The sequence below is a fragment of the Nitrobacter sp. CN101 genome, from assembly GCF_055390255.1.
Genome location: NZ_AP038833.1, coordinates 3,232,848 through 3,252,422, shown reverse-complemented (window position 1 = coordinate 3,252,422; position 19,575 = coordinate 3,232,848). Strand labels below are relative to the sequence as shown.

Here is a 19,575-nt window from a genome sequence, read left to right as displayed (position 1 = left end):
CCCTTGGCTCACTCCATGACCCAACGACCCGCGCGATCGTCGGAACAAAACGGGTTCTTTTGGAAGACCAAATCCTTGGATGAAATGTCCAGCGCCGAATGGGAAAGCCTGTGCGATGGTTGCGCGCGCTGCTGCCTGGAGAAGCTGGAGGACGAGGATACCGGCGACATTTATTTCACGCATGTTTCCTGCCGGCTTCTGGATGCCGGGCTTTGCGCCTGCAAGGATTATCCAAAGCGTTCCGAACAAGTTCCGGACTGCGTCCGCCTCACGCCGGACAATGTCCGGACCTTGAGCTGGTTGCCGCCGAGCTGCGGTTATCGCCTGGTCGCGGAGGGGCGCGATCTCTATTGGTGGCATCCGCTGATTTCCGGCAATCCTAATACCGTCCACGAGGCCGGTGTTTCGGTGCGTGGCCGGGTCCGCGGCACCGAGGATGAGATTCCCGATTCTGAACTGGAGGATCATATCGTGCAGTGGCCGGTTCGGCTGCCGAAGCGCGCCCGGCTTCGGAAACCGCCGAAGGGTTGACCGGTCTCCCATCACAAATTTGCGATTTTGCATTGGAGGCTTTTTATTCCGTCGGTCGCTGTCCGAACGCGGGCCTCAAGCGTTAATGTTCACAAAGCAGCGAACCGCACCGGCCTCCGCCTCTTGTTAGCCAATTCATATTTTGTCTGTCCGCATGAATACATTCGAACGTCTGGGTCGGGGTCCGTCGGATCCCCCGATTCTGTCCGGCGATGCCGCGCCAGAAGCTGCGGCGCGTTCCGGCAAGGCTGACGGTGACGCCAGTGCGCCGCCGGTCGTGACGCCCGCGCCGCTGGGCCGGAACGAGGTGCGCACCATTCTGGTCAGCCTGATGCTGACCATGTTCCTCGCCGCCCTCGATCAGACCATTGTCGCAACCGCGCTGCCGACCATCGGCCGCCAGTTCCACGAGGTCACCACCCTGTCGTGGGTCATTACGGCGTATCTGTTGGCGTCCACAGCGGTCGCGCCGTTGTTCGGTACCTTGAGCGATATCTACGGTCGCCGTGCCATGATCGTCACCGCGCTCGGTCTGTTCGTTGCGGGTTCGGTCCTGTGCGCGCTGGCGCCGAACATGGCGGCGCTGATCGTGGCGCGCGGCGTGCAGGGCATCGGCGGCGGTGGCATCCTGCCCGTGGTGCAGACCGTGATCTCCGATGTGGTGACGCCCCGGGAGCGTGGTCAGTATCAAGCTTATTTCAGTGGCGTATGGACTGCCGCAGGCATCGCGGGGCCGGTGCTGGGGGGCGTTTTCGCCGAGCACTTGCACTGGTCGATGATTTTCTGGATCAACGTGCCGCTCGGCTTTGTCTCGCTGGCGTTGCTGTTGCCGAAAATGGGCAAGATTCCGGTGTTCCACCGCCGCCGCAGAGTGGACTGGACCGGCGGCCTGTTGCTGATGGCATCCGCCGTCGTTTTCCTGCTGGTGCTGACATGGGGCGGTAACCGCTTCGCCTGGGCGTCGCCGCAAATCGCCGCTATGCTTGGCGCCTCGCTTGTGCTTGCCACGGTCTTTGTCCGGCACGCGCGCAAGACGTCCGAACCATTCCTGCCGCTGTCGCTGATGGGCGGCCCGGTGGTTCCGTATGCGATAGCCGCGGGCGCTTTGGCGCTCGGCGCGATTATCGGGATCACCGTGCATTTGCCGCTGTACTATCAGGTCGTCCACCATCTCAGCGCGAGCGAATCCGGACTAGCATTGATTCCGATCGCGGCGATTTCGACCGGCGGGGCGGCGCTTGCGGGCCGTTCCATGACGCGTACGCTTCACTACAAGCGGGTCGCGGTACTGGGGACCACATTTGCAGCCGTCGTGGCCGCGATTCTGGCTGTGGTGACGCCGCCGCTATGGCCGCTGCTTACGTTGCTATCCTTGTTCGCCTTTGGTCTCGGCACGATATTTCCCGTCAGCGTGGTGTCGCTGCAGAACGCGGTGGCGCGTCAGCAGGTCGGAACTGTCACTGGCGCGATGAATTTTTTTCGCGCGTTGGTTTCCTCGTTCGCCGTCGCGGCATTTGCCGCCATCCTGCTGATGGCGCTGGGAACCGATGCCTCGATCGGCAATGGGGGCGGCGGTCGGGTCGGTGTAATCTCCGCCTCCGACCTCACGACCGCATTTCGCTATGTATTCGCCGCCACAGCCGCGATGCTGGCGGGTGCCGCGCTGCTGCTGGTGCGAATAGAGGAACGGCCGCTCACCGGCCCCCCGGCTTGATCCGCACGCAACTTTTGCTATCGCTCTTAAGCATTCTTTCAGAGTGTCGGTTAGGCTCCGAGAAATCTTTCAACTCTAGCATCCCAGTTTTGAAAGGTCGTCGCGCTGCGCCCGATCACTATTGGAGCATCCGCAGGGATTCAAAGGCTGGAGTTGGTGTTGCACCTCATTCCAAAACTTGCGTCGGATTTTCTGCGGGACGAAACAGGCGCCACGTCGATCGAATATGCCCTGATTGCTTCCGGCATTAGCATCGTCATCGTGGCCGCGGTCACCGGCATCGGCAGTTCGCTCAAGGACCGGTTCGAAGCGCTCAACGGGCTGCTGAAATAAGGTCAGGCGACAGGTAAATTTTCCTAGGAAAATATACCTTGACAGCGTGACGCTGCCGGAGTAGGTTTACGCCATGCTCCACAGTTGCGCCGAGACATCACGGCGATGCTTTCTGATCGCGCGGCTGACGAAACCGTCAAACGAACATTGCCGGGAATTCCCGGACGAAAGCTCATAGCGAGTCGTAACCACGGCCCTTTTTTTGCAGGGAACATCGCAGGGAGTCTGCTGTTGTCCCGATCAATTGGCATGCGATGGCGGACCGTGGGGAGAACGAACATGACGACGGAAAAACGCAGTCAAACTGTGGAGACATCCATGGAGGTGCGACGGTCCGAGCCTGAGCTTCCCGCCTTTTTGCTGTCGACCATCAGCACCGGTCTGGTTGCGCTGATCCTTTGCGTAACGTGGCTCGTATTCGTCCATCAGTAACACGGCTTTGGTCGGCGGGGATGAAACCGGCCAGGGCCCCAAATCTTCATCGCAATCCAGCTAATCCAGGAATTTAGCGGCATTGGGTCCGCTTGAAGGGAGTTCTTGATCTTCATGTGTGCGACGCGAACCGGCAAACCGGCACGAAAGCCGGCGGCGGGGCGCGTTGCCTCTCGCTCAACGCTGACGCCATCCAGGACCGGAACGTCCTCAGCATCGAAGAAGAAAGCATTGCCGTTGTCGGCTGGGAGCAAGCGGGTCGCGCCGGCATCGCGATCGAAGGCGCAAAAGGCGAAGGCCGAAGCGGCGACAAATCAAAGCGCGGTTAGAACGTCATCATCCGGCAAGACCCGGGCCGCCGTTCTTGCGCGCAAGGCGACAATCGCTGCCACCATACGGTACGTTGATGATGTCCCCATTATCGTTGATGAAGACGACGATGCGGCAAAGGCTGGATTGAAGCGGCAGCGCAAACGGCCGACAACCGCCCGCCGCAAGGATCAACCAAGCCCGCGCATCAAGCGCACCGCAGTCGAGCGTGTCGACGATCCGCCGCCGGCGACAGGCGTGCTTTTGATTGACAGGGTGACGCGCGCGATTGAACGCGAACTGTCCCTGATCGAGGTGATCGTCGGCGGCAGCCATTTGAAACCGCAGCAGCGTACGGAGGCCGAGCGCCGTGCCCGGACGTTGGCTAGTCTCGCGCGCACGCTCGGAGAGGTGACGCGGCTGCGCGCAGGTCAGGAGAAGGTGAAGCCAGCCGATGACGACGCCGTGCCCCGCGACCTTGACGAGTTCCGGCGCGCGCTTTCGCGCCGACTGGAGCAAATGGTCGCCGCGCCAACGTCGGCTCCTGCTGGAGAGCACGAGTGAGACGGAACTCGGATTTCTTGCCCGACAGTGGGATGTTTTCGCGCATCCGCATCAACGGCCTTCCGAACTCGCTCCGAACGGCGCGCCGTGGCTGATCTGGCTGATGATTGGCGGCCGCGGCGCCGGAAAGACCCGCGCAGGAGCCGAATGGATTCGTGCGCAGGCGTTGGGTCTGCCGCCGTTCGCCAGCGAGGCGGTGTCGCGCATCGCGCTGGTCGGCGAGACCGAGCATGACGCGCGCGAGGTGATGATCGAAGGCGTTTCCGGGTTGCTCGCGGTTCACGCCGCCCACGAGCGGCCATCATGGTCGCCGTCGCGCAAGCGGCTGGAGTGGAACAACGGCGCGGTGGCGCAGGCATTTTCCGCCGAAGATCCCGAAAGCCTGCGCGGGCCGCAGTTCGGCTGCGCCTGGTCCGACGAGATGGCGAAGTGGCGCTACGCGGAAGCTGCGTTCGACATGCTGCAGTTCGGCTTGCGGCTGGGATCGCAGCCCCGCCAGCTCATCACGACGACGCCGCGGCCGACCGCGCTTTTGAAACGCCTGGTGAACGACCAGGCGAGCGTGGTGACGCGTGCGCCGACCCAAGCGAATGCTTTCAATCTGGCGCCGACCTTCTTGCAAGGCGTGATGGCGCGCTACGCCGGAACGCGGCTCGGACGTCAGGAGCTTGATGGCGAAATCATCGAGGATCGACCGGATGCGCTGGGGTCGCGTGCGCTTCTGGAGCGATGTCGCGTGCACGAGGCGCCGCCGTTGCAACGCATCGTGGTCGCGGTCGATCCGCCGGCGAGCGCAAGTAAGCGCGCGGACGCCTGCGGCATTGTCGCGGCGGGGCAAGCCGCGGACGGCACTGTTTACCTGATTGCCGATGAGACCGTGGCAGGCGTGACCCCGGCGCTGTGGGCGGCGAAGGCAATCGCGCTGTGGCGGCGGTGTGAGGCCGATGCGCTGGTGGCGGAAGTCAATCAGGGCGGCGACATGGTGAAAGCCGTGATCGCGGAGGTCGACGCGGAGGTGCCCGTGATCGCGGTGCGCGCGACTCGCGGCAAATGGCTGCGCGCCGAGCCGGTGGCGACGCTCTACGAGCAAGGCCGCGTCAGGCACGCCGGCAGCTTCGCCGCGCTGGAAGACGAGATGTGCGATTTCGCTCTGTCCGGCCTGTCGTCCGGGCGCTCGCCCGACCGGCTCGACGCCCTGGTGTGGGCGGTGACATCGCTGGCGCTCCCACCGCGCGCTCAGCCGCGGGTAAGGGGGTTCTGAGAGGGAACTGCAGTGCCGCACAGAGCGCTGCGTTGCAGCCACGACATAACAGGAAAATGGCCATGCGCTTGCGCTTGAAAAATATGTTCACCCCGCCCGAGACAAAAGCCAGCCGCACGGCCAGACTGCTCGCCTTCGAGAGTGGCGGCCGCGCGCGTTGGACACCACGCGATTATGCTGCGCTGGCGCGCGAAGGATATCTAACTAATCCCATCGTGCATCGCGCGGTGCGGCTGATTGCGGAGAACGTTGCGTCATGCAGCTACCTCGTGTTCGAGGGCGCGCAGGAACACGAAGCGCATCCGCTGTCGCTGCTGCTCGCGCGACCCAATACACGGCAGGACGGCGGCGCATTTCTCGAGATGCTGGTGTCGCATCTGCTGCTGGCAGGCAATGCCTATGTCGAAACCGTCGCTCTTGACGGGGCGGTTCGGGAGCTTCATGCGCTGCGGCCCGATCGCATGAAGGTGGTGCCCGGCTCCGAGGGCTGGGCGGAAGCGTATGAATATAGCGTCGGCGGGCGCAGCGTGCGCTTCGATCAAGCGTCATCCGTGGTGCCGCCGATCCTGCACCTGACATTTTTTCATCCGCTCGACGATCACTACGGTCTTGCGCCGATCGAGCCTGCTGCCGTCGCCATCGACACCCACAACGCCGGATCGAAATGGAACAAGGCGCTTCTCGACAACGCGGCGCGGCCGTCCGGCGCGCTGGTCTATTCCGGGCCGGAAGGCGCGGTGCTGTCGGATTCACAGTTCGATCGGCTCAAGCGCGAGTTGACCGACACCTATCAGGGCGCGGTGAATGCCGGCCGGCCGCTGCTGCTCGAAGGCGGACTCGATTGGAAAGCAATGTCGCTGACGCCGAAGGACATGGACTTCCTGGAGGCCAAGCACACGGCCGCGCGCGAGATTGCACTCGCTTTCGGTGTGCCGCCGATGATGCTCGGCATTCCCGGCGACAACACCTATGCGAATTTCCTGGAGGCCAATCGCTGCTTCTTTCGTCAGACCGTGCTGCCGCTGGCGTCACGTATCGGTAACTCATTCGCGCAGTGGCTGTCGCCGCAGTTCGGCGAGAGCATCCGTATCGTCGTCGACACTGACAGGATCGATGCGCTTGCCACCGACCGCGCGGCATTGTGGGAGCGCGTCAGCAACGCGGCGTTTCTTACGCTCAACGAAAAGCGTGAGGCGGTCGGTTATGCACCGGTCGAGGGCGGCGACAGGCTGGAGTAAACAGCCCTTTGCCGCAAGGGAAAGAGGCGAGAAAGATCGTCATGCCGGACCTCATCCGCATCTTCAGCGAGCGCGGCGATCTTGCGCATCTCGCGCTGTTTCTTTGGGCGAGCGCCGCGAGCGCGGGTCTGCTGTTCACGCTTCGCGAACTGTCTGCGGCCTCGCGCCGTTTCGATGATTTCGTTCGCGAATTGCAGCGCTTCAACCGCAAGGCGCATCGCCGCGCCGGAAACCTCAAAGAGGATCTCGACTGATGGATACCCTTCACAGCGTGTTACGGTCGTTCGGCGCCGAGACGAAATCCTCGCGCGATCATCTCACCGTGTTTCGCGAATTCCTTGCACATCTCGATCGCGTTCAGCGCAAAACACCCGCGGTCCGCGCGCCTCGTGCCAAATCGCAGACGCGGCGCAAGCCGGTGAAGCGCAACCGCAAGGGTTAGCGTTCATCCAGTGACGCCAGGTGCCCTGATGGGCGCGTGGCGCACAACGTCCTGTTACGAATTTCAGAAATCCTCCCCGCCCGTTGCGAGGCCGTTCATGCATGCTCCGTTGTCATCCGTGTCGCATCTGTCGTTCTCCGGCGACGGTACGGTCGAAGGTTATGCCAGCCTGTTCGGCGAGATCGATCAGGCGCGTGATATGATGATGCCCGGTGCGTTCACGCGGACGCTGAAGACGCGGGGGCTACGCAAGATCCCGATGCTGTTTCAGCACGATCCCGCTGAGCCGGTCGGCGTCTGGCTCGAACTGCGCGAGGATTTTCGTGGTCTCTGGGCGCGAGGAAAGTTGATTCCCGACGTGATGCGCGCGCGCGAACTACTCTCTCTGGTCGAGGCTGGCGCGGTGGACGGGTTGTCGATCGGCTATCGCACCGTACGCGGCCGGATCGATCCGCGCACACGCGTGCGTCATCTCCATCAGGTTGACCTGTGGGAGATTTCTATTGTCACGTTCCCGCTGCTGGCGGGAGCGCGTGTCCGCGCGGTGAAGCAAGCGACAACCCAGTTGCCGCGCTCGCGCGTGCGGACGCAAGCCGAGCGCGAGTGGCGGAGCATAAGGCAGGCCGCGGATGAACCGGCGCCGCAGCTCCGCCCGCGCCCGGCGATCGTTTCGGCGTCGCTGCGCGGCAGGGAAGGACGGCGCATGGCGCTGCACGGCGCGATGAGCGCGCAGATCGCGGGAGCGCGCTGATGGCAAGTCATGAAAGCATATTCAAAGCCGTCCAGCGCGCGCGCTGGCTGCGGCCCGATGCCTACAGATGGATCCGGCCGGATGCGGCGCGCTTTCTCGTTCCCGGCACCGATCCGGCGAGCGTCTTTCCCGCGCTTCAACGCAAGTTCAGCCCGGACCAGCCGCGCGTTCCCGCCGGTAATCCGGACGGCGGGCAGTGGACGGATGGTGGCGGTGGCATAAACGACCCGCGTGTTTTGTCGGACGCTGACCCTGAGGGGCTACGCCCGTATGAGCAGTATGCGCAAAACCTGCCGGACAAGCGACCGATCGACCTGCGGGAGGAGGAAGCGCGAGGCGGCCACGCCTTGCGCGAGCATGTCGGAAAAACGGATGAAGAACTGCTGGCGAGCACGACGATTGATCGTGGTCAGACGATCGCATTCAGCTATGCGCGCAGGATTAACGGATCTTTCGCCTCCATGGAAAGTGCAAACGATTTCGTCAACCGGACACTTGAGCAGAATCGGGATCGGGTCGAGGCGGTGGCGAATGGACGGTTAGCAGAAGACTTTATAACATACCGTTTTGGCTACAAGACCGGTCGCGAGGCTTTCAGGGAAGACGTCGATGCGGCGCCTTACCTGAGAGACCCCTATGGGGTCGGCGTATCTATCGTACACGATCCACGCGCTTCCCGGGGCTACAGCGTGGTAACAGCCTATCCCAGAAACGAACGTCGCAAATAGCAAGGAGAGGTCATGTTGGTTCCGAAAGAGTTCGACCACGTGGTCGAATGCTTCTATCAGGGCAGCGACGAAGAAATCTCCACGATGGAAGAGTGGGTTGCGAAGGCCCTGAGATGTTCGAACAAACAGGATCAAGCGGTCGTCAAGCGCTTCCTGCAGGAATTGCTCGCGCAAGACCTTAGGGACGCCGAGTTGCAGCGGATATGGAACGATGCCGGGGCCAACTACTTCTTTGACGACATACGCGGGGTGCTGACGCTGATCCGGGACTCGATCGAATAGGAGAGATGGAAGGAGAACTTCGATGCCTCGCCGACCGGGAGCGAGGCATATGCGGCGACCGAGCGCTCACAGCCCTATATCAGGGAGACCTACGGTGTCCGGGTCGTGATCGTGTCTGATCGGAGGAGTGAGAAGGGCTACAGGGTTGAGACTGCATTTCCGCAGAACTTAGAACGTTAGCCTATGGCGAGATATAAAATCCAGGTCTGCGTCGCGCCCACAGATATTCAGATGTATCTGCCGTGGCATGACGAGCGCGAATACTGGCTAGGACGGAAGTTTCTTGCCGAGATCGACGATTATCCGGAATCGCAGCGCCGGCAAGATCCAAGCCATATCGAATGGTATTATCTGAACGAAGAGCAGTTCGAAAAGCTGATGAAATTCCGCAAGGAACTGCACGCGAAGCGTAAGGGCCGATAGATCGGACGCTCGCCCGGATGACGTCAATTCGCATCACCGCTTGAACGCCAGCGCCAGCGCGAGACCTGCGATGGCTCCGACGCAGATCGCCGCGCCGCCGATGGCCATGCTCCAGTTCAAAAGATAAAGCGCAATCGACAGCAGCGATTTTTCAGCGCTGGCGCTCAGCATTACGAAGGATATCCCGAACGCCGCCAACAGGACGACGCAGGCGGCGATCGCGAACCAGGCGACGACCCGCCTCAAGGGCTGCATCGCATACCACGCGCTTCCGGCAGCGGCGACGGCCAGGGTTATCCAGACAAAGATCAGAAATCGCATGGTTCGCCTCAACGTGCTGCCGTTGCCGGAAGCCACTGTAGCGCACGCCCGCGCGCAAGTCTTGGTGTCAGAAAAGCCTTCGGGTCAACAGGTCTTGGGGTCAAGCAAGTCTTAAACGTCAGACACGACGGGGCGAAATTATTATCACCGAGGAGAGCATGAATGGACTTCGATATCACCGACATCGCGCCGGAGCATAAATCCGGCGGTGCCGTCCGCGGCGGCTACGACGACTTCCGCGTCACCTTCGAGGAATTCAAGGCGGCCAACGACGAACGCCTGGCGCGGCTGGAGCAAAAGCGCGGCGACGTGCTGCTGGAGGAGAAGGTCGATCGCATCAATGCCGCGCTCGATGCCCAGCACAGGCGCATGGATGAATTGGCGCTCAAGAACGCTCGCCCGGCGCTTGAAGGCCGCACCGGAATCGTCAGGGATGCTGGCTCCCGCGAGCACAAAAGCGCCTTCGAGGCTTACGTGCGCGGCGGCGAGACCGGCGCATTGCGCGCGCTCGAGACCAAGGCGATGTCGGCTGGCTCCAATCCGGATGGCGGTTATCTCGTGCCGGTCGAACTCGAGCACGAGATCGGGGAACGTTTGGCGGCTATCTCGCCGATCCGCGCGCTGGCGTCGGTTCGCACCATCTCGGGCAATGTTTACAAGAAGCCGTTCATGACCGCGGGTCCAGCCACGGGTTGGGTCGGTGAGACGGACTCGCGAACGCAAACCACATCGCCGACGCTGGATGCCTTGAGATTCCCGGCGATGGAGCTTTACGCCATGCCCGCGGCGACTGCGACGCTGCTTGACGATTCCGCCGTCAACATCGACGAGTGGATCGCGCAGGAAGTCGAGCTGACATTCGCGGTGCAGGAAGGCGCGGCCTTCGTTAACGGCGACGGCACCAACAAGCCGAAGGGCTTTCTGCAATCCACCACGGTCGCCAACGGCTCGTGGACCTGGGGCAGCCTCGGCTACATCGCCTCGGGCGGGGCCGGCGCGTTCGCGTCCAGCAATTCGTCCGATCCGCTGGTCGATCTGATCTATGCGCTGAAGGCTGGCTATCGCCAGAATGCTGCTTTCATCATGAACCGCAAGACGCAAGCCGCGATCCGCAAGTTCAAGGATACCGGTGGGGCCTATCTGTGGCAGCCGCCGGCGCAGGCTGGCGGGCGCGCCTCGCTGATGACATTCCCGCTGGTCGAGGCCGAGGACATGCCGGATGTCGCGGCAAATTCGCTGTCGATCGCGTTCGGTGATTTCCGCCGCGGCTATCTCGTGGTGGACCGCGCCGGCGTGCGCGTGTTGCGCGATCCCTATTCGGCAAAACCTTACGTGCTGTTCTACACCACCAAGCGCGTTGGCGGCGGCGTACAGGACTTCGACGCCATCAAGCTGATGAAGTTCGCAGCGAGCTGAGGAAGGTCGCCGGTCCTGCATCGGGCGTCATGGCCGGACAAAAGCGCGAAGCGCGTCTTCACGCTATTGATCCGGCCATCCATCTTTCAAAGCAAGACGAATGCGTGGGGCATGCCTCACGCATGAGTGGAAATTCAGCGGCGCGCTTCTTTGGCGCGCCGCTTTCTTTTTTGGAGCGCATATCGTTCCTCAAGGACATACTTCCATGCCATCGCATCACGAAGCCTGGCTGCGCCATCAGCAATCACGATGGCTGCGGCCGGATGCGGCCCGCTGGGTTCGCCCCGACGCCGCGCGGTTTCTCCCGTCCGGCGCAGACGTAGCCAAAGCGTTTCCGATGCTCGCCCGGAAATACAATTCAAACCAGCCGCGTGTGCCGGCGGGCAATTCCGACGGCGGGCAATGGACGGATGGCGGCGCAGGAGGAGCAGGTAGTCTCGGTCTCTTTCAGATCACGCCGCGCGATAACACGATCGACGGCGTTCGGCTCGCGGGAGATTGGCGGCCGGGGATTGGGCACAACCAAGGTCCGCCACTGGACGAGCCCCCGGAGATTCCGAAACAGCGGCCAACAACCAGTGCCGAAAGAACGAAATATCTTCGCGCGGCGGCAGGCTGGCTGGCGAGGAACAGCGGGCCGGCCGCAGCCATGATCTTTAGGAAAATCAGACTCGATGAGATGCCCGTCGATCAGCTGGTCGGTCGATTTGCGGCAATCACTGCCGCACAGGATGATGCGCTTCTCGGCCACGAACTCACGAAATTCAATCGTCTGTATGAACGGATGACGGAAGTCAGGGATGAATTGAAGCGGCGTCCGGGCGATCAACGGCGCGCGCTGATGGCGCTTTACGACTATCCCAACATGCAAGTTCAATTGCAGGCCGCCCGGTCCACGCTCGCTGTTGCGCCCGACGAGGCTCGCAGGAAAATTGAGGCTATTGCATCTTCGCGATGGTTACCTCAATCCGGTGATGCCGGCATGTGCTTGCTTAACCTTGATCGTGGAATTTTCAAGCCGACGTAGTTCACGGCCTTCTTTAGCTTCGCAACGTCATCGCCATCAAGTTGCGATAGAGCGGAGAATGCGGCGTGACGCCGGTGAGGCCGCCGTAGCTTGACGCATTGTTCGCGCCTGTCGACCAGCTCATGAAGTTGCCGCGCGTTTCGCGCCTACATTCAGGCATGACCGGAAATTCAGCGGCGCGCTTCTTTGGCGCGCCGCTTTTGGAGCGCGTATCGTTCCTCAAGGACATACTTCCATACCATCGCATCATGAAGCCTGGCTGCGCCATCAGCAATCACGATGGCTGCGGCCGGATGCGGCACGATGGGTTCGTCCCGACGCCGCGCGGTTTCTCCCGCCTGCCGCGGATCTAGCCAAGGCGTTTCCGACGTTGGCCCGGAAATACTATCCAAACCAGCCGCGCGTACCGGCGGGCAGTTCGGACGGAGGCCAGTGGACGGACGACGGCGAAGGAGGAGGTAGCCTCGGTCTCTTTGAGATCACGCCGCGCGACAACACGATCGACGGCGTTCGGCTCGCGGGAGAACCGCCGTCCAACGAAGAACCGCCGGAGATTCCACCATCTGCCCGGAAGCCAGGGGAACGGCCGATCGAGTTTATTCGCCGAGTGATTAAATATCTTCGCGGCGTCGGTCCCATGTCGCCGGCTGCTGACTCAGTTTTCGAGGCGCTGCGGCAAGCCGAGGGACTTAGGGCAGAGACGGCGGCGATCAGATCAGCAAATGATCCGCCGCGCACGCTCGAGGAGTTGCAAGCCCGCGCGCAGCTGCCCAGCGAGCCCGGCTACCAGGATCATCACATCGTCGGTCAGTTCGCACAAAACAGGCAACAGTTCGGCAACGAGCGAATCGATAGTCCAGAAATATAGTGCGAATCCCTACATTGAGGCATCTGGACATCAATGGATGGTATTCCACTCCGAACGCAAAGTATGATGGCCTTTCACCACGAGATCGCCGCGGCAGGAGTTGGGGCGAGCAGATGCAAGTCGGCTTAAGCACGTTAAAACAATATAGGGTCGTTCAATGAGGCGCGACATTTCAGAGATCAGTGCCGACAACCTCCTGATCGAATTCGTCCGTTTGTGTGTTGAACAAGGCGAAGCCCTTGAGTTGTTAAAAGAAGGTTCCAGCGTGAAGATGCTTGGCAAACGGATACTCGGAATCGCGGCCGAGTTGCGCAAAAGACCCAATACCCAACGGATTGGTTTGACGCGGCTCCTTTCACATCCCAATTCTTGGGTGCGGTTTCATGCTGCCGAGGGATGTATCGACCTTGCTCCCGTGGAGGCACGCAGAGAGCTTCAAAGGATTGCAGATTCAGGAGACTACCCCGTGGCCGGTCACGCGGGCATGTTTCTCAGTCTTTACGACGGAGAGTTGTCTGGTCCAGGGCGGAAATAGATCGTATGTCGTCATGCAGGACTTGCGCGAGAATGGAGTACTCAAGTGATGACCTCCGTTCAATCGGGTGACGCCCGAGTAAAAAGTCTCGTCGCGCAGTTCGTCGAGATCGGCATAGCGCAATATCATGCGATGTATGTGATCGATAATGCAAAATACAATCGGCTATTCGCAGAGATGAATCGTATCAGGAAGGAACTCCAGGAAATGCCTGGCGATCAGCGAAGGGCGCTGTTGCCGCTGCTTTCACATTCCAACGTTCAGGTTCGTTTGGCCGCGGCACGTTCGCTCCTCGCGCTCTATCCGGATTTAGCTCGCAATGCTCTTGAGAGTATCCGTAAATCCGGCATCGAGCCACAGAACGGGGAGGCGGCGACGGCTATCAGACGGCTCGATGAAGGCAGCTACATTCCGAAGTGAGGGACGAACCTTGTTCATATCCTCGCGCCCCAGCTTCGCGCCGTTGTCAGAATCCAGTCGCGGTAGAGCGCCAGCGGCGTGACGCCGGTGAGGCCGCCACAGCCTGACGCATTGTTCGCGCCCGTCGACCAGCTCACCACACCGACGATGACAGCGCCGCTGCTGGAGTCGAGCATCGCTGGCGCGCCGGAATCGCCGGTGCAGGCGCCGAGGCCCGCGCGCGCGTTGTTGGTTGAAGGATCGACCAGACGGATCTGCAAGGTGCCGGGCTGCCCCGTCACCGCAAGGCTTGCGGCTCGCGCCACGCCGCCGCTGCGGCCGTCGCCAACGGTTGCGACGCCCATGCCGATGACGGTGAGGCGTTGACCGACGTTGATCGGCATCAACGCGCCGCCGATCCGGAAGGGTTGCACAGCGAGCGGCGCGGCGAGTTGCAACAAGCCGACATCGGCGGTGGCGCGGTGCGCGAGCACGCTCTGCGGGTTGAACTGCGGGTGCGTGGCCACGCGCTTGATATCGAGTAGGCGCGGCGGCTGGCTCGTGTAGTCCACCATCTTGGTGGTGACGCCGGGCGCGATGCAGTGCGCGGCGGTCAGGATGATATCGCGCGCGATCAGTGTGCCGGTGCAGGATGAGCCACGCGAGCCGACGATGGTGACGACTGCGTTCGCCATCGCAGGCGAAGGCGCGCCGCCGCCGCCGCCGCCGACAATGGCAAGGGCAGGGTGCGTCATCACGAGCGTCGCGGCTGCAGCTAAACGAATGAATTTTTGAATCATGCAGCGATGTGAGCCATCGCGTCGCGTGTCTGTCAACATTTGCATTGTCACAGCGAGGACATCCGATGCCGTCGATACTCCTGACCGGACCTGCGGTCGAACCATGGTCGGTCGAAGAGGCCAAGAGCTTCCTGCGCGCCGAGAACGATGACGACGACGCGGTCATCGCGTCGCTGATCGCAGCGGCGCGAAGCCATGTCGAAGCGATGACGCGCTGTGCTCTGATCGCGCAGACTTGGCGCTTCGGGTTGGACCAGTGGCCGCATGACGGCCGCATCAAGCCGGGCCGGGGACCGTTGCGGGCGCTCGACGGGGCGCGCGTCTACGACTCCGCGGGGATCGCCACGCCGATCGACGTCGGAACGTTCGTTCTCGACAAAGCGGCGGGCGTGATCGTTTCGTCCGCCTGGGTGTTGCCGGGCCGCGCCAGCGCCGGCATCGAACTCGATATCGAGATCGGATTCGGCACGAGCGCGACCGACGTACCTGATGTGCTGCGCCATGCGGTGCGGACGCTCGCGGCGCATTGGTATGAAAACCGCAGCCTTATCGCCATCGGTCAGAGCGTCGCGACGATGCCGGCCAGCGTCAGCGCCATGATCGCGAGCTACCGCGTCCATTCGCTCTGATCGTTCTCGTATTCTTGAAAAGGACATCATCATGACCAGCGCCAATGCAGCGCTTCGCGCTGCCGTTTACGATGCGCTCGCGGCCGACAGCGGCCTTCTGGCCGTGCTTGGCGGCAAGCGGATCTATGACGAGCCTTCGCGCGGAGCGCTGTTGCCTTACGTTTCGATCGGCGAGGCGCGCGTCACCGACGCGTCGGTGGACGTGGGGCCGACACAGGAGCACCAGATCACGCTCATGCGCGTTCCCGTCAAGGTGGCCAACCGTCTGGCCCTCGATCAGGAATTCGAGCTCGCGAAGATCCGGCTCCAGAACGAGGACGGAGGCAGCAAGCGGCAGACCGACGCCAAGCGAGACTACGAGCTGGCCAGAATGGCGAGCGAGCGCGAAATCTAGGCTCAGGACCCATTAAATCTGTTGCGAGAGGACTGGCGGGTTGATTCAATGGCGATGTTTGGGGGACATCGCCATGGCCGATTTGTTGTTGCTGTCGGAGGCTCAGATGCGCCGGATTGAGCCGTATTTTCCGCTGTCGCACGGGATTGCGAGGGTTGACGATCGACGGGTGATCAGCGGCATCGTCTTCGTCATCAGAAACGGTCTGCGCTGGCGCGATGCGCCGCCCGGCTATGGTCCGCATAAGACGATCTATAACCGGTTCGTGCGCTGGAGCCGGCTCGGCGTGTTCAACAATATCTTTGCCGAGCTGGCACGCAAAGGTGGCAAGCCCTCTCTCCTGATGATCGATGCGACGCATCTGAAGGCGCATCGCACCGCCGCCAGCCTTTTAAAAAAGGACCTGTTCCCCGATGTATCGGGCGCACGAAGGGCGGCTTGAACTCCAAGCTGCACGCCGTCTGCGACGGTCAGGGACGCCCTGTCATCATGCTGCTCAGCGAAGGCCAGATGAGCGATTATAAGGGGGCGGCCTTGATGATCGATGCGCTGCCGCCCGGGAAGCAGTTGCTTGGCGACAAGGGCTACGACGCCAACTGGTTCCGCCAGCCGCTCGCGGCCCGCGGCATCACGGCCTGCATCCCATCGAAGGCCAGCCGCGCAAAGCCGATCGAACATGACCGCATGCTCTATCGCCAACGACACAAGATCGAAAATGCGTTCGGCAGGCTCAAGGACTGGCGCCGCCATCCACACCCGCTACGATCGATGCTCACATACCTTCATGTCTGCCATCTGCATCGCTGCAGCCGTCATCTTTTGGCTCTGATCAATGAGTCCTGAGCCTAGTTCAAGCGCATCGATACCAATTTGATTACTTCGCACGCGCGGGTCGCGAGTGAATAGAACGACCGCCGCGCGACGGTCTCGCGCAATCCTCAAAACATTACTGGAGACAACACATGACATCGGATTCGGTGTGGCAGATCGTGCGCTACCTGCTGATCGCGGCGGGAAGCTTCGCTACCGGCAAGGGATGGGTCACCGCTGACCAGGTGACCGGCATCATCGGCGCGATCGGTACGCTCTTTACGGTGGCATGGGGGCTTTACGTCAAGGCCGACACCAGGACGGTCCGCTCGGCCACTGCCGCGCGTCCCGACGTGCCGACCGTCAGCGCCGCGACCGGCGCGGTCAAGTAATCCAGACAACAGGAGCTTTCATGCGAAAACTTGTCGCCACGATAGCGGTCGTTTCCGGTCTGGCGCTGGCAGGTTGCCAGACCGTCGCGCTGCCATCGTTGAATCTGAACACCGCCGTTTCGCTCAATACGGTGTACGGCATCGAGAACGCCTTTGGCGTCGCGGTGAATGCCGCCAATGCCTACAAGGCGCTGCCACTTTGCCGGACGGGAACCGAGCCGGGGGTGGCCAACATCTGTGCCAAACGTTCGGTGATCGAAAGGTTGCAATCGGCGATGCGCAAGGCGCGCCTCGCCGTGAACAATCTGGTCGCGTTGCAGAAGGCCTATCCGTCCGTCGACATCACCAACGCACTAGCGGCGGCGCGGTCGGCGCTGATCGTCGTCCAGCAAATCCTCTTATCAGGAGCATAGCGCATGGTCACCGCAGCAGAAGTGACAGCGGGCCTCGCGGCCGCTGAAGCCATCGTCAGCGCCATCGTCAAGGTCGCCCCAGCGATCGAGCAAGGCGTGGTCTCTTCGCTCCCTTACGTTCAGGCCATCGCCGGCCTGGTACGCGGCAGCAATGCAACCGCCGAAGAGATCGATGCGGTGCTGGCCCGGATCAACGCCGAGGCCGACTTGTTCCTGAGTCCGCTGCCGCCTGATGATGGCTCGACCACGACGTGACTTTGGTAGGGTCGGCTCGGCGGCCAGCGCAGGCGTGTCCGCCCCCGGGCGGAAAAAAGGCGTAAGCGGGTTCTTGCTGTTCATTTGCCATTCATGCGGTGGCGGTCCATCTTGACGGGAGGAATCAGGAGTCCGCTTTGCGCCTTCTCGTCGTCGAAGACGATCCCGACCTCAATCGCCAGCTTACGACCGCGCTGACCGACGCCGGCTACGTGGTCGATCGCGCGTTTGACGGCGAGGAGGGACATTTTCTTGGCGAAAGCGAACCTTATGACGCGGTGGTGCTGGACATCGGCCTGCCGAAGATGGACGGCATTTCCGTGCTGGAGGCTTGGCGACGCGGGGGGCGGACCATGCCCGTCCTGATTCTTACCGCGCGAGACCGCTGGAGCGACAAGGTTCAGGGATTCGACGCCGGCGCCGACGACTATGTCGCGAAACCGTTCCATCTGGAGGAAATCCTGGCACGGATGCGCGCGCTGCTGCGACGGAGCACAGGACACGCCCAGTCCGAACTGACCTGCGGGCCGGTGACGTTGGATACCCGCACGGGCCGCGTCAGCGTCGGCGGCAATCCGGTCAAGATGACGTCGCATGAATACCGGCTGTTGGCCTATCTCATGCACCACACCGGTCGGGTGGTGTCGCGCACCGAGCTGGTCGAACATCTTTACGATCAGGATTTCGATCGCGACTCCAACACCATCGAAGTTTTTGTCGGCCGCATCCGCAAAAAGCTGGACGTCGATATCATCCAGACGGTGCGCGGACTTGGCTATCTGCTCACGCCGCCGGCAAATGCGCGCTAGGCAGTTTCCGGGCGTCCGTTCCAATTCGCTGGCTACGCGGCTGTTTCTCTCCGCGACCGCGTGGGTTGTGGTCGTTCTGCTCATCACCGGCGTGGTGCTGTCGTCGGTCTATCGCTCAGCGTCCGAGCGTGCCTTCGACCGTCGCCTCAACCTCTATCTTCGCACCCTGATTGCCGAAGTGACGGCGCCTGACGAGCCTGCCGATCATCAGTTCCAGTCGCTCGGCGAGCCGCTGTTCGATCTGCCGTTATCCGGCTGGTACTGGGAAATTGACCGCAGCGATCCTGACAAGAAAAAGGAAACCCGCGCGTCACGCTCGCTATGGGACAATAAGCTGCCGAAGCTGGAGGATCAGGGGATTGAGCTTTCCTTATCCGGAGTCCGCGTCGGATATGTCGACGGGCCAGAAGGGCAAACCCTGCGCATGGTGGAGCGGCCGGTCGATCTTGGCGCCGACGGCAAGTTCCGTGTCGCTGTGGCCGGAGACGCCAGCGAAATTTTCGATGAATCGCGGACTTTCGACTATTATCTCGGCGGCACATTTGCAGCGCTCACGATCGGACTGCTTTTCACCACGATCTTTCAGGTGCAGTTTGGTCTTGCGCCACTGAAACGCATCTCAGACGCGATCGCGGATATCCGGTCCGGCCGTGCGGAACGACTGGAGGGTGAATTCCCCGTCGAAATCGCGCCGCTCGCCCGCGAGACCAATGCGCTGATCGATGCCAACCGAGATATCGTCGAGCGTGCCCGCACCCACGTCGGTAACCTCGCGCACGCGGTCAAGACACCGCTTTCGGTTATCATCAATGAGGCCAGCGCGCATGAGCGCGATCCCTTCGCCGAGAAAATGATCGAACAGGCCGAGATGATGCGCAATCAGGTGGCTCATCATCTGGAGCGCGCCCGTATGGCTGCGCGGCTCACCGTCGTTGGAACGGTGACCGATGTCGGGCCCGTCGTCGAGGCGCTGCGCCGGACCATGGAGAAGATTCACCGCGACCGCGATGTCGCTATCGATGTCGACGTCAGTCCGGCGGCGAAGTTTTGCGGGGAGCGCCAGGACCTCGAGGAGATGGTTGGCAATCTCGTGGACAATGCCTGCAAGTGGGCGCATTCGCGGGCGTTTATCAACGTCTCGGTCCGTCCGCCTTCCGGAGCGGAACCCGCGATGTTGCGGATTATTGTCGACGATAACGGTCAGGGGCTGTCGGATGCCGAGCGGATGCAGGCTTCGCAGCGCGGGCGCCGCCTTGACGAGACCAAGCCAGGTTCCGGACTGGGTTTGTCGATCGTCACCGATCTGGCGGCTCTCTATGGCGGTCGCCTGACGCTCGATACGGCGCCGATCGGCGGATTGCGCGCCGAACTGTTGTTGCCTGCGGTTTGAGCCCGTTTCGCGGGCCTCTAAAGGCCCGCGAGTTTGAATCAAATCAAAGCCCTGCTGATTTTTATTCGAGTCTCGAACGAGGTCCTTGTGCTTCCGATGGAATCGGGGC

Annotated in this window: 27 protein-coding genes and 2 pseudogenes; 27 read left to right on the top strand and 2 right to left on the bottom strand. The window is 61.9% G+C overall.

Translation table 11 applies throughout. The features are described from left to right. Positions 1 to 15: 15 nt before the first annotated feature. The 13 genes from ACZ5IL_RS16410 to ACZ5IL_RS16350 all read left to right on the top strand — a co-directional run bounded on the left by ACZ5IL_RS16410 (position 16) and on the right by ACZ5IL_RS16350 (position 9,008). Positions 16 to 531, top strand: a complete 516-nt coding sequence (locus ACZ5IL_RS16410) for a YcgN family cysteine cluster protein (RefSeq protein WP_464593131.1) — start codon at positions 16 to 18, stop codon at positions 529 to 531. A 154-nt stretch (positions 532 to 685) separates the two neighbouring features. Beyond that, positions 686 to 2,245, top strand: a complete 1,560-nt coding sequence (locus tag ACZ5IL_RS16405) for an MDR family MFS transporter (RefSeq protein ID WP_464593129.1) — start codon at positions 686 to 688, stop codon at positions 2,243 to 2,245. A 168-nt stretch (positions 2,246 to 2,413) separates the two neighbouring features. Beyond that, positions 2,414 to 2,578, top strand: coding sequence for a Flp family type IVb pilin (locus ACZ5IL_RS16400; protein ID WP_464596921.1), 165 nt, complete (start codon positions 2,414 to 2,416; stop codon positions 2,576 to 2,578). A gap of 279 nt (positions 2,579 to 2,857) precedes the next feature. Next, complete coding sequence (locus ACZ5IL_RS16395; RefSeq protein ID WP_464593127.1) at positions 2,858 to 3,010, top strand: hypothetical protein; 153 nt, start codon at positions 2,858 to 2,860, stop codon at positions 3,008 to 3,010. Positions 3,011 to 3,124: 114 nt separating this feature from the next. After that, positions 3,125 to 3,883 (top strand): hypothetical protein, encoded by a 759-nt coding sequence (locus ACZ5IL_RS16390; RefSeq protein ID WP_464593125.1) that lies wholly within the window; start codon positions 3,125 to 3,127, stop codon positions 3,881 to 3,883. A gap of 103 nt (positions 3,884 to 3,986) precedes the next feature. Beyond that, positions 3,987 to 5,144, top strand: a complete 1,158-nt coding sequence (locus tag ACZ5IL_RS16385) for a DNA-packaging protein (RefSeq protein WP_464593123.1) — start codon at positions 3,987 to 3,989, stop codon at positions 5,142 to 5,144. A 62-nt stretch (positions 5,145 to 5,206) separates the two neighbouring features. After that, a complete protein-coding gene (locus ACZ5IL_RS16380) occupies positions 5,207 to 6,382 on the top strand; it encodes a phage portal protein (RefSeq protein ID WP_464593121.1) in 1,176 nt (391 codons plus the stop codon). 41 nt (positions 6,383 to 6,423) lie between these two features. Further along, positions 6,424 to 6,636, top strand: coding sequence for a hypothetical protein (locus tag ACZ5IL_RS16375; protein ID WP_079446212.1), 213 nt, complete (start codon positions 6,424 to 6,426; stop codon positions 6,634 to 6,636). Beyond that, positions 6,636 to 6,824 carry a hypothetical protein gene (locus ACZ5IL_RS16370; protein WP_464593119.1) on the top strand — a complete coding sequence of 63 codons (189 nt, stop codon included), beginning with the start codon at positions 6,636 to 6,638 and terminating at the stop codon, positions 6,822 to 6,824. Before ACZ5IL_RS16375 ends, ACZ5IL_RS16370 begins: the two co-directional genes overlap by 1 nt. A gap of 97 nt (positions 6,825 to 6,921) precedes the next feature. Next, complete coding sequence (locus ACZ5IL_RS16365; RefSeq protein ID WP_464593117.1) at positions 6,922 to 7,575, top strand: HK97 family phage prohead protease; 654 nt, start codon at positions 6,922 to 6,924, stop codon at positions 7,573 to 7,575. Beyond that, positions 7,575 to 8,303 carry an RNase A-like domain-containing protein gene (locus ACZ5IL_RS16360; RefSeq protein WP_464593115.1) on the top strand — a complete coding sequence of 243 codons (729 nt, stop codon included), beginning with the start codon at positions 7,575 to 7,577 and terminating at the stop codon, positions 8,301 to 8,303. The genes ACZ5IL_RS16365 and ACZ5IL_RS16360 overlap by 1 nt, the downstream gene beginning before the upstream one ends. Before the next feature lie 12 nt (positions 8,304 to 8,315). Continuing rightward, positions 8,316 to 8,585: a hypothetical protein gene (locus tag ACZ5IL_RS16355; protein WP_464593113.1), complete on the top strand. Its 270-nt coding sequence runs from the start codon at positions 8,316 to 8,318 to the stop codon at positions 8,583 to 8,585. A gap of 183 nt (positions 8,586 to 8,768) precedes the next feature. Further along, the gene (locus tag ACZ5IL_RS16350) at positions 8,769 to 9,008 is read left to right on the top strand and encodes a hypothetical protein (RefSeq protein WP_464593111.1); all 240 of its coding nucleotides are present in this window, start codon (positions 8,769 to 8,771) and stop codon (positions 9,006 to 9,008) included. Between the two features lie 33 nt (positions 9,009 to 9,041). Here ACZ5IL_RS16350 and ACZ5IL_RS16345 read toward each other — a convergent pair whose 3' ends face one another. Beyond that, positions 9,042 to 9,329 carry a hypothetical protein gene (locus ACZ5IL_RS16345; RefSeq protein WP_464593109.1) on the bottom strand — a complete coding sequence of 96 codons (288 nt, stop codon included), beginning with the start codon at positions 9,327 to 9,329 and terminating at the stop codon, positions 9,042 to 9,044. 162 nt (positions 9,330 to 9,491) lie between these two features. On the opposite strand from ACZ5IL_RS16345, the gene ACZ5IL_RS16340 reads away from it, so the two are divergent. The 6 genes from ACZ5IL_RS16340 (at position 9,492) to ACZ5IL_RS16315 (ending at position 13,595) form a co-directional block, all read left to right on the top strand. Beyond that, a complete protein-coding gene (locus ACZ5IL_RS16340) occupies positions 9,492 to 10,745 on the top strand; it encodes a phage major capsid protein (RefSeq protein ID WP_464593108.1) in 1,254 nt (417 codons plus the stop codon). 205 nt (positions 10,746 to 10,950) lie between these two features. Further along, positions 10,951 to 11,772 carry a DUF2019 domain-containing protein gene (locus ACZ5IL_RS16335; protein WP_464593106.1) on the top strand — a complete coding sequence of 274 codons (822 nt, stop codon included), beginning with the start codon at positions 10,951 to 10,953 and terminating at the stop codon, positions 11,770 to 11,772. A gap of 122 nt (positions 11,773 to 11,894) precedes the next feature. Beyond that, positions 11,895 to 12,125 carry a hypothetical protein gene (locus ACZ5IL_RS16330; RefSeq protein WP_464593105.1) on the top strand — a complete coding sequence of 77 codons (231 nt, stop codon included), beginning with the start codon at positions 11,895 to 11,897 and terminating at the stop codon, positions 12,123 to 12,125. 17 nt (positions 12,126 to 12,142) lie between these two features. After that, positions 12,143 to 12,640 (top strand): hypothetical protein, encoded by a 498-nt coding sequence (locus ACZ5IL_RS16325; RefSeq protein ID WP_464593103.1) that lies wholly within the window; start codon positions 12,143 to 12,145, stop codon positions 12,638 to 12,640. A 157-nt stretch (positions 12,641 to 12,797) separates the two neighbouring features. Further along, on the top strand, positions 12,798 to 13,175 hold the full coding sequence (locus tag ACZ5IL_RS16320) for a DUF2019 domain-containing protein (protein ID WP_464593101.1): 378 nt from the start codon (positions 12,798 to 12,800) through the stop codon (positions 13,173 to 13,175). Positions 13,176 to 13,223: 48 nt separating this feature from the next. Next, positions 13,224 to 13,595 carry a DUF2019 domain-containing protein gene (locus tag ACZ5IL_RS16315; RefSeq protein ID WP_464593099.1) on the top strand — a complete coding sequence of 124 codons (372 nt, stop codon included), beginning with the start codon at positions 13,224 to 13,226 and terminating at the stop codon, positions 13,593 to 13,595. Between the two features lie 14 nt (positions 13,596 to 13,609). Here ACZ5IL_RS16315 and ACZ5IL_RS16310 read toward each other — a convergent pair whose 3' ends face one another. Further along, positions 13,610 to 14,374, bottom strand: a complete 765-nt coding sequence (locus ACZ5IL_RS16310; RefSeq protein ID WP_464593097.1) for a S1 family peptidase — start codon at positions 14,372 to 14,374, stop codon at positions 13,610 to 13,612. Between the two features lie 65 nt (positions 14,375 to 14,439). Here ACZ5IL_RS16310 and ACZ5IL_RS16305 point away from each other — a divergent pair, with 65 nt between their 5' ends. The 8 genes and pseudogenes from ACZ5IL_RS16305 (at position 14,440) to ACZ5IL_RS16270 (ending at position 19,466) form a co-directional block, all read left to right on the top strand. Then, positions 14,440 to 15,003 (top strand): head-tail connector protein, encoded by a 564-nt coding sequence (locus ACZ5IL_RS16305; protein WP_464593095.1) that lies wholly within the window; start codon positions 14,440 to 14,442, stop codon positions 15,001 to 15,003. Positions 15,004 to 15,034: 31 nt separating this feature from the next. After that, positions 15,035 to 15,261, top strand: a pseudogene (locus ACZ5IL_RS16300) (DUF3168 domain-containing protein); the annotation flags it as partial. Between the two features lie 209 nt (positions 15,262 to 15,470). After that, positions 15,471 to 16,226, top strand: a pseudogene (locus ACZ5IL_RS16295) (IS5 family transposase). Positions 16,227 to 16,359: 133 nt separating this feature from the next. After that, entirely contained in the window at positions 16,360 to 16,599 is a 240-nt protein-coding gene (locus tag ACZ5IL_RS16290; protein WP_464593093.1) for a Pam3-gp28 family putative phage holin, read from the top strand. Between the two features lie 20 nt (positions 16,600 to 16,619). After that, entirely contained in the window at positions 16,620 to 17,012 is a 393-nt protein-coding gene (locus ACZ5IL_RS16285; RefSeq protein ID WP_079446235.1) for a hypothetical protein, read from the top strand. Between the two features lie 3 nt (positions 17,013 to 17,015). Beyond that, positions 17,016 to 17,267 carry a hypothetical protein gene (locus tag ACZ5IL_RS16280; protein WP_464593091.1) on the top strand — a complete coding sequence of 84 codons (252 nt, stop codon included), beginning with the start codon at positions 17,016 to 17,018 and terminating at the stop codon, positions 17,265 to 17,267. Positions 17,268 to 17,404: 137 nt separating this feature from the next. Further along, complete coding sequence (locus tag ACZ5IL_RS16275; protein ID WP_309774666.1) at positions 17,405 to 18,076, top strand: response regulator transcription factor; 672 nt, start codon at positions 17,405 to 17,407, stop codon at positions 18,074 to 18,076. Beyond that, positions 18,066 to 19,466 carry a sensor histidine kinase gene (locus tag ACZ5IL_RS16270; protein WP_464593089.1) on the top strand — a complete coding sequence of 467 codons (1,401 nt, stop codon included), beginning with the start codon at positions 18,066 to 18,068 and terminating at the stop codon, positions 19,464 to 19,466. Before ACZ5IL_RS16275 ends, ACZ5IL_RS16270 begins: the two co-directional genes overlap by 11 nt. Positions 19,467 to 19,575 lie beyond the last annotated feature (109 nt).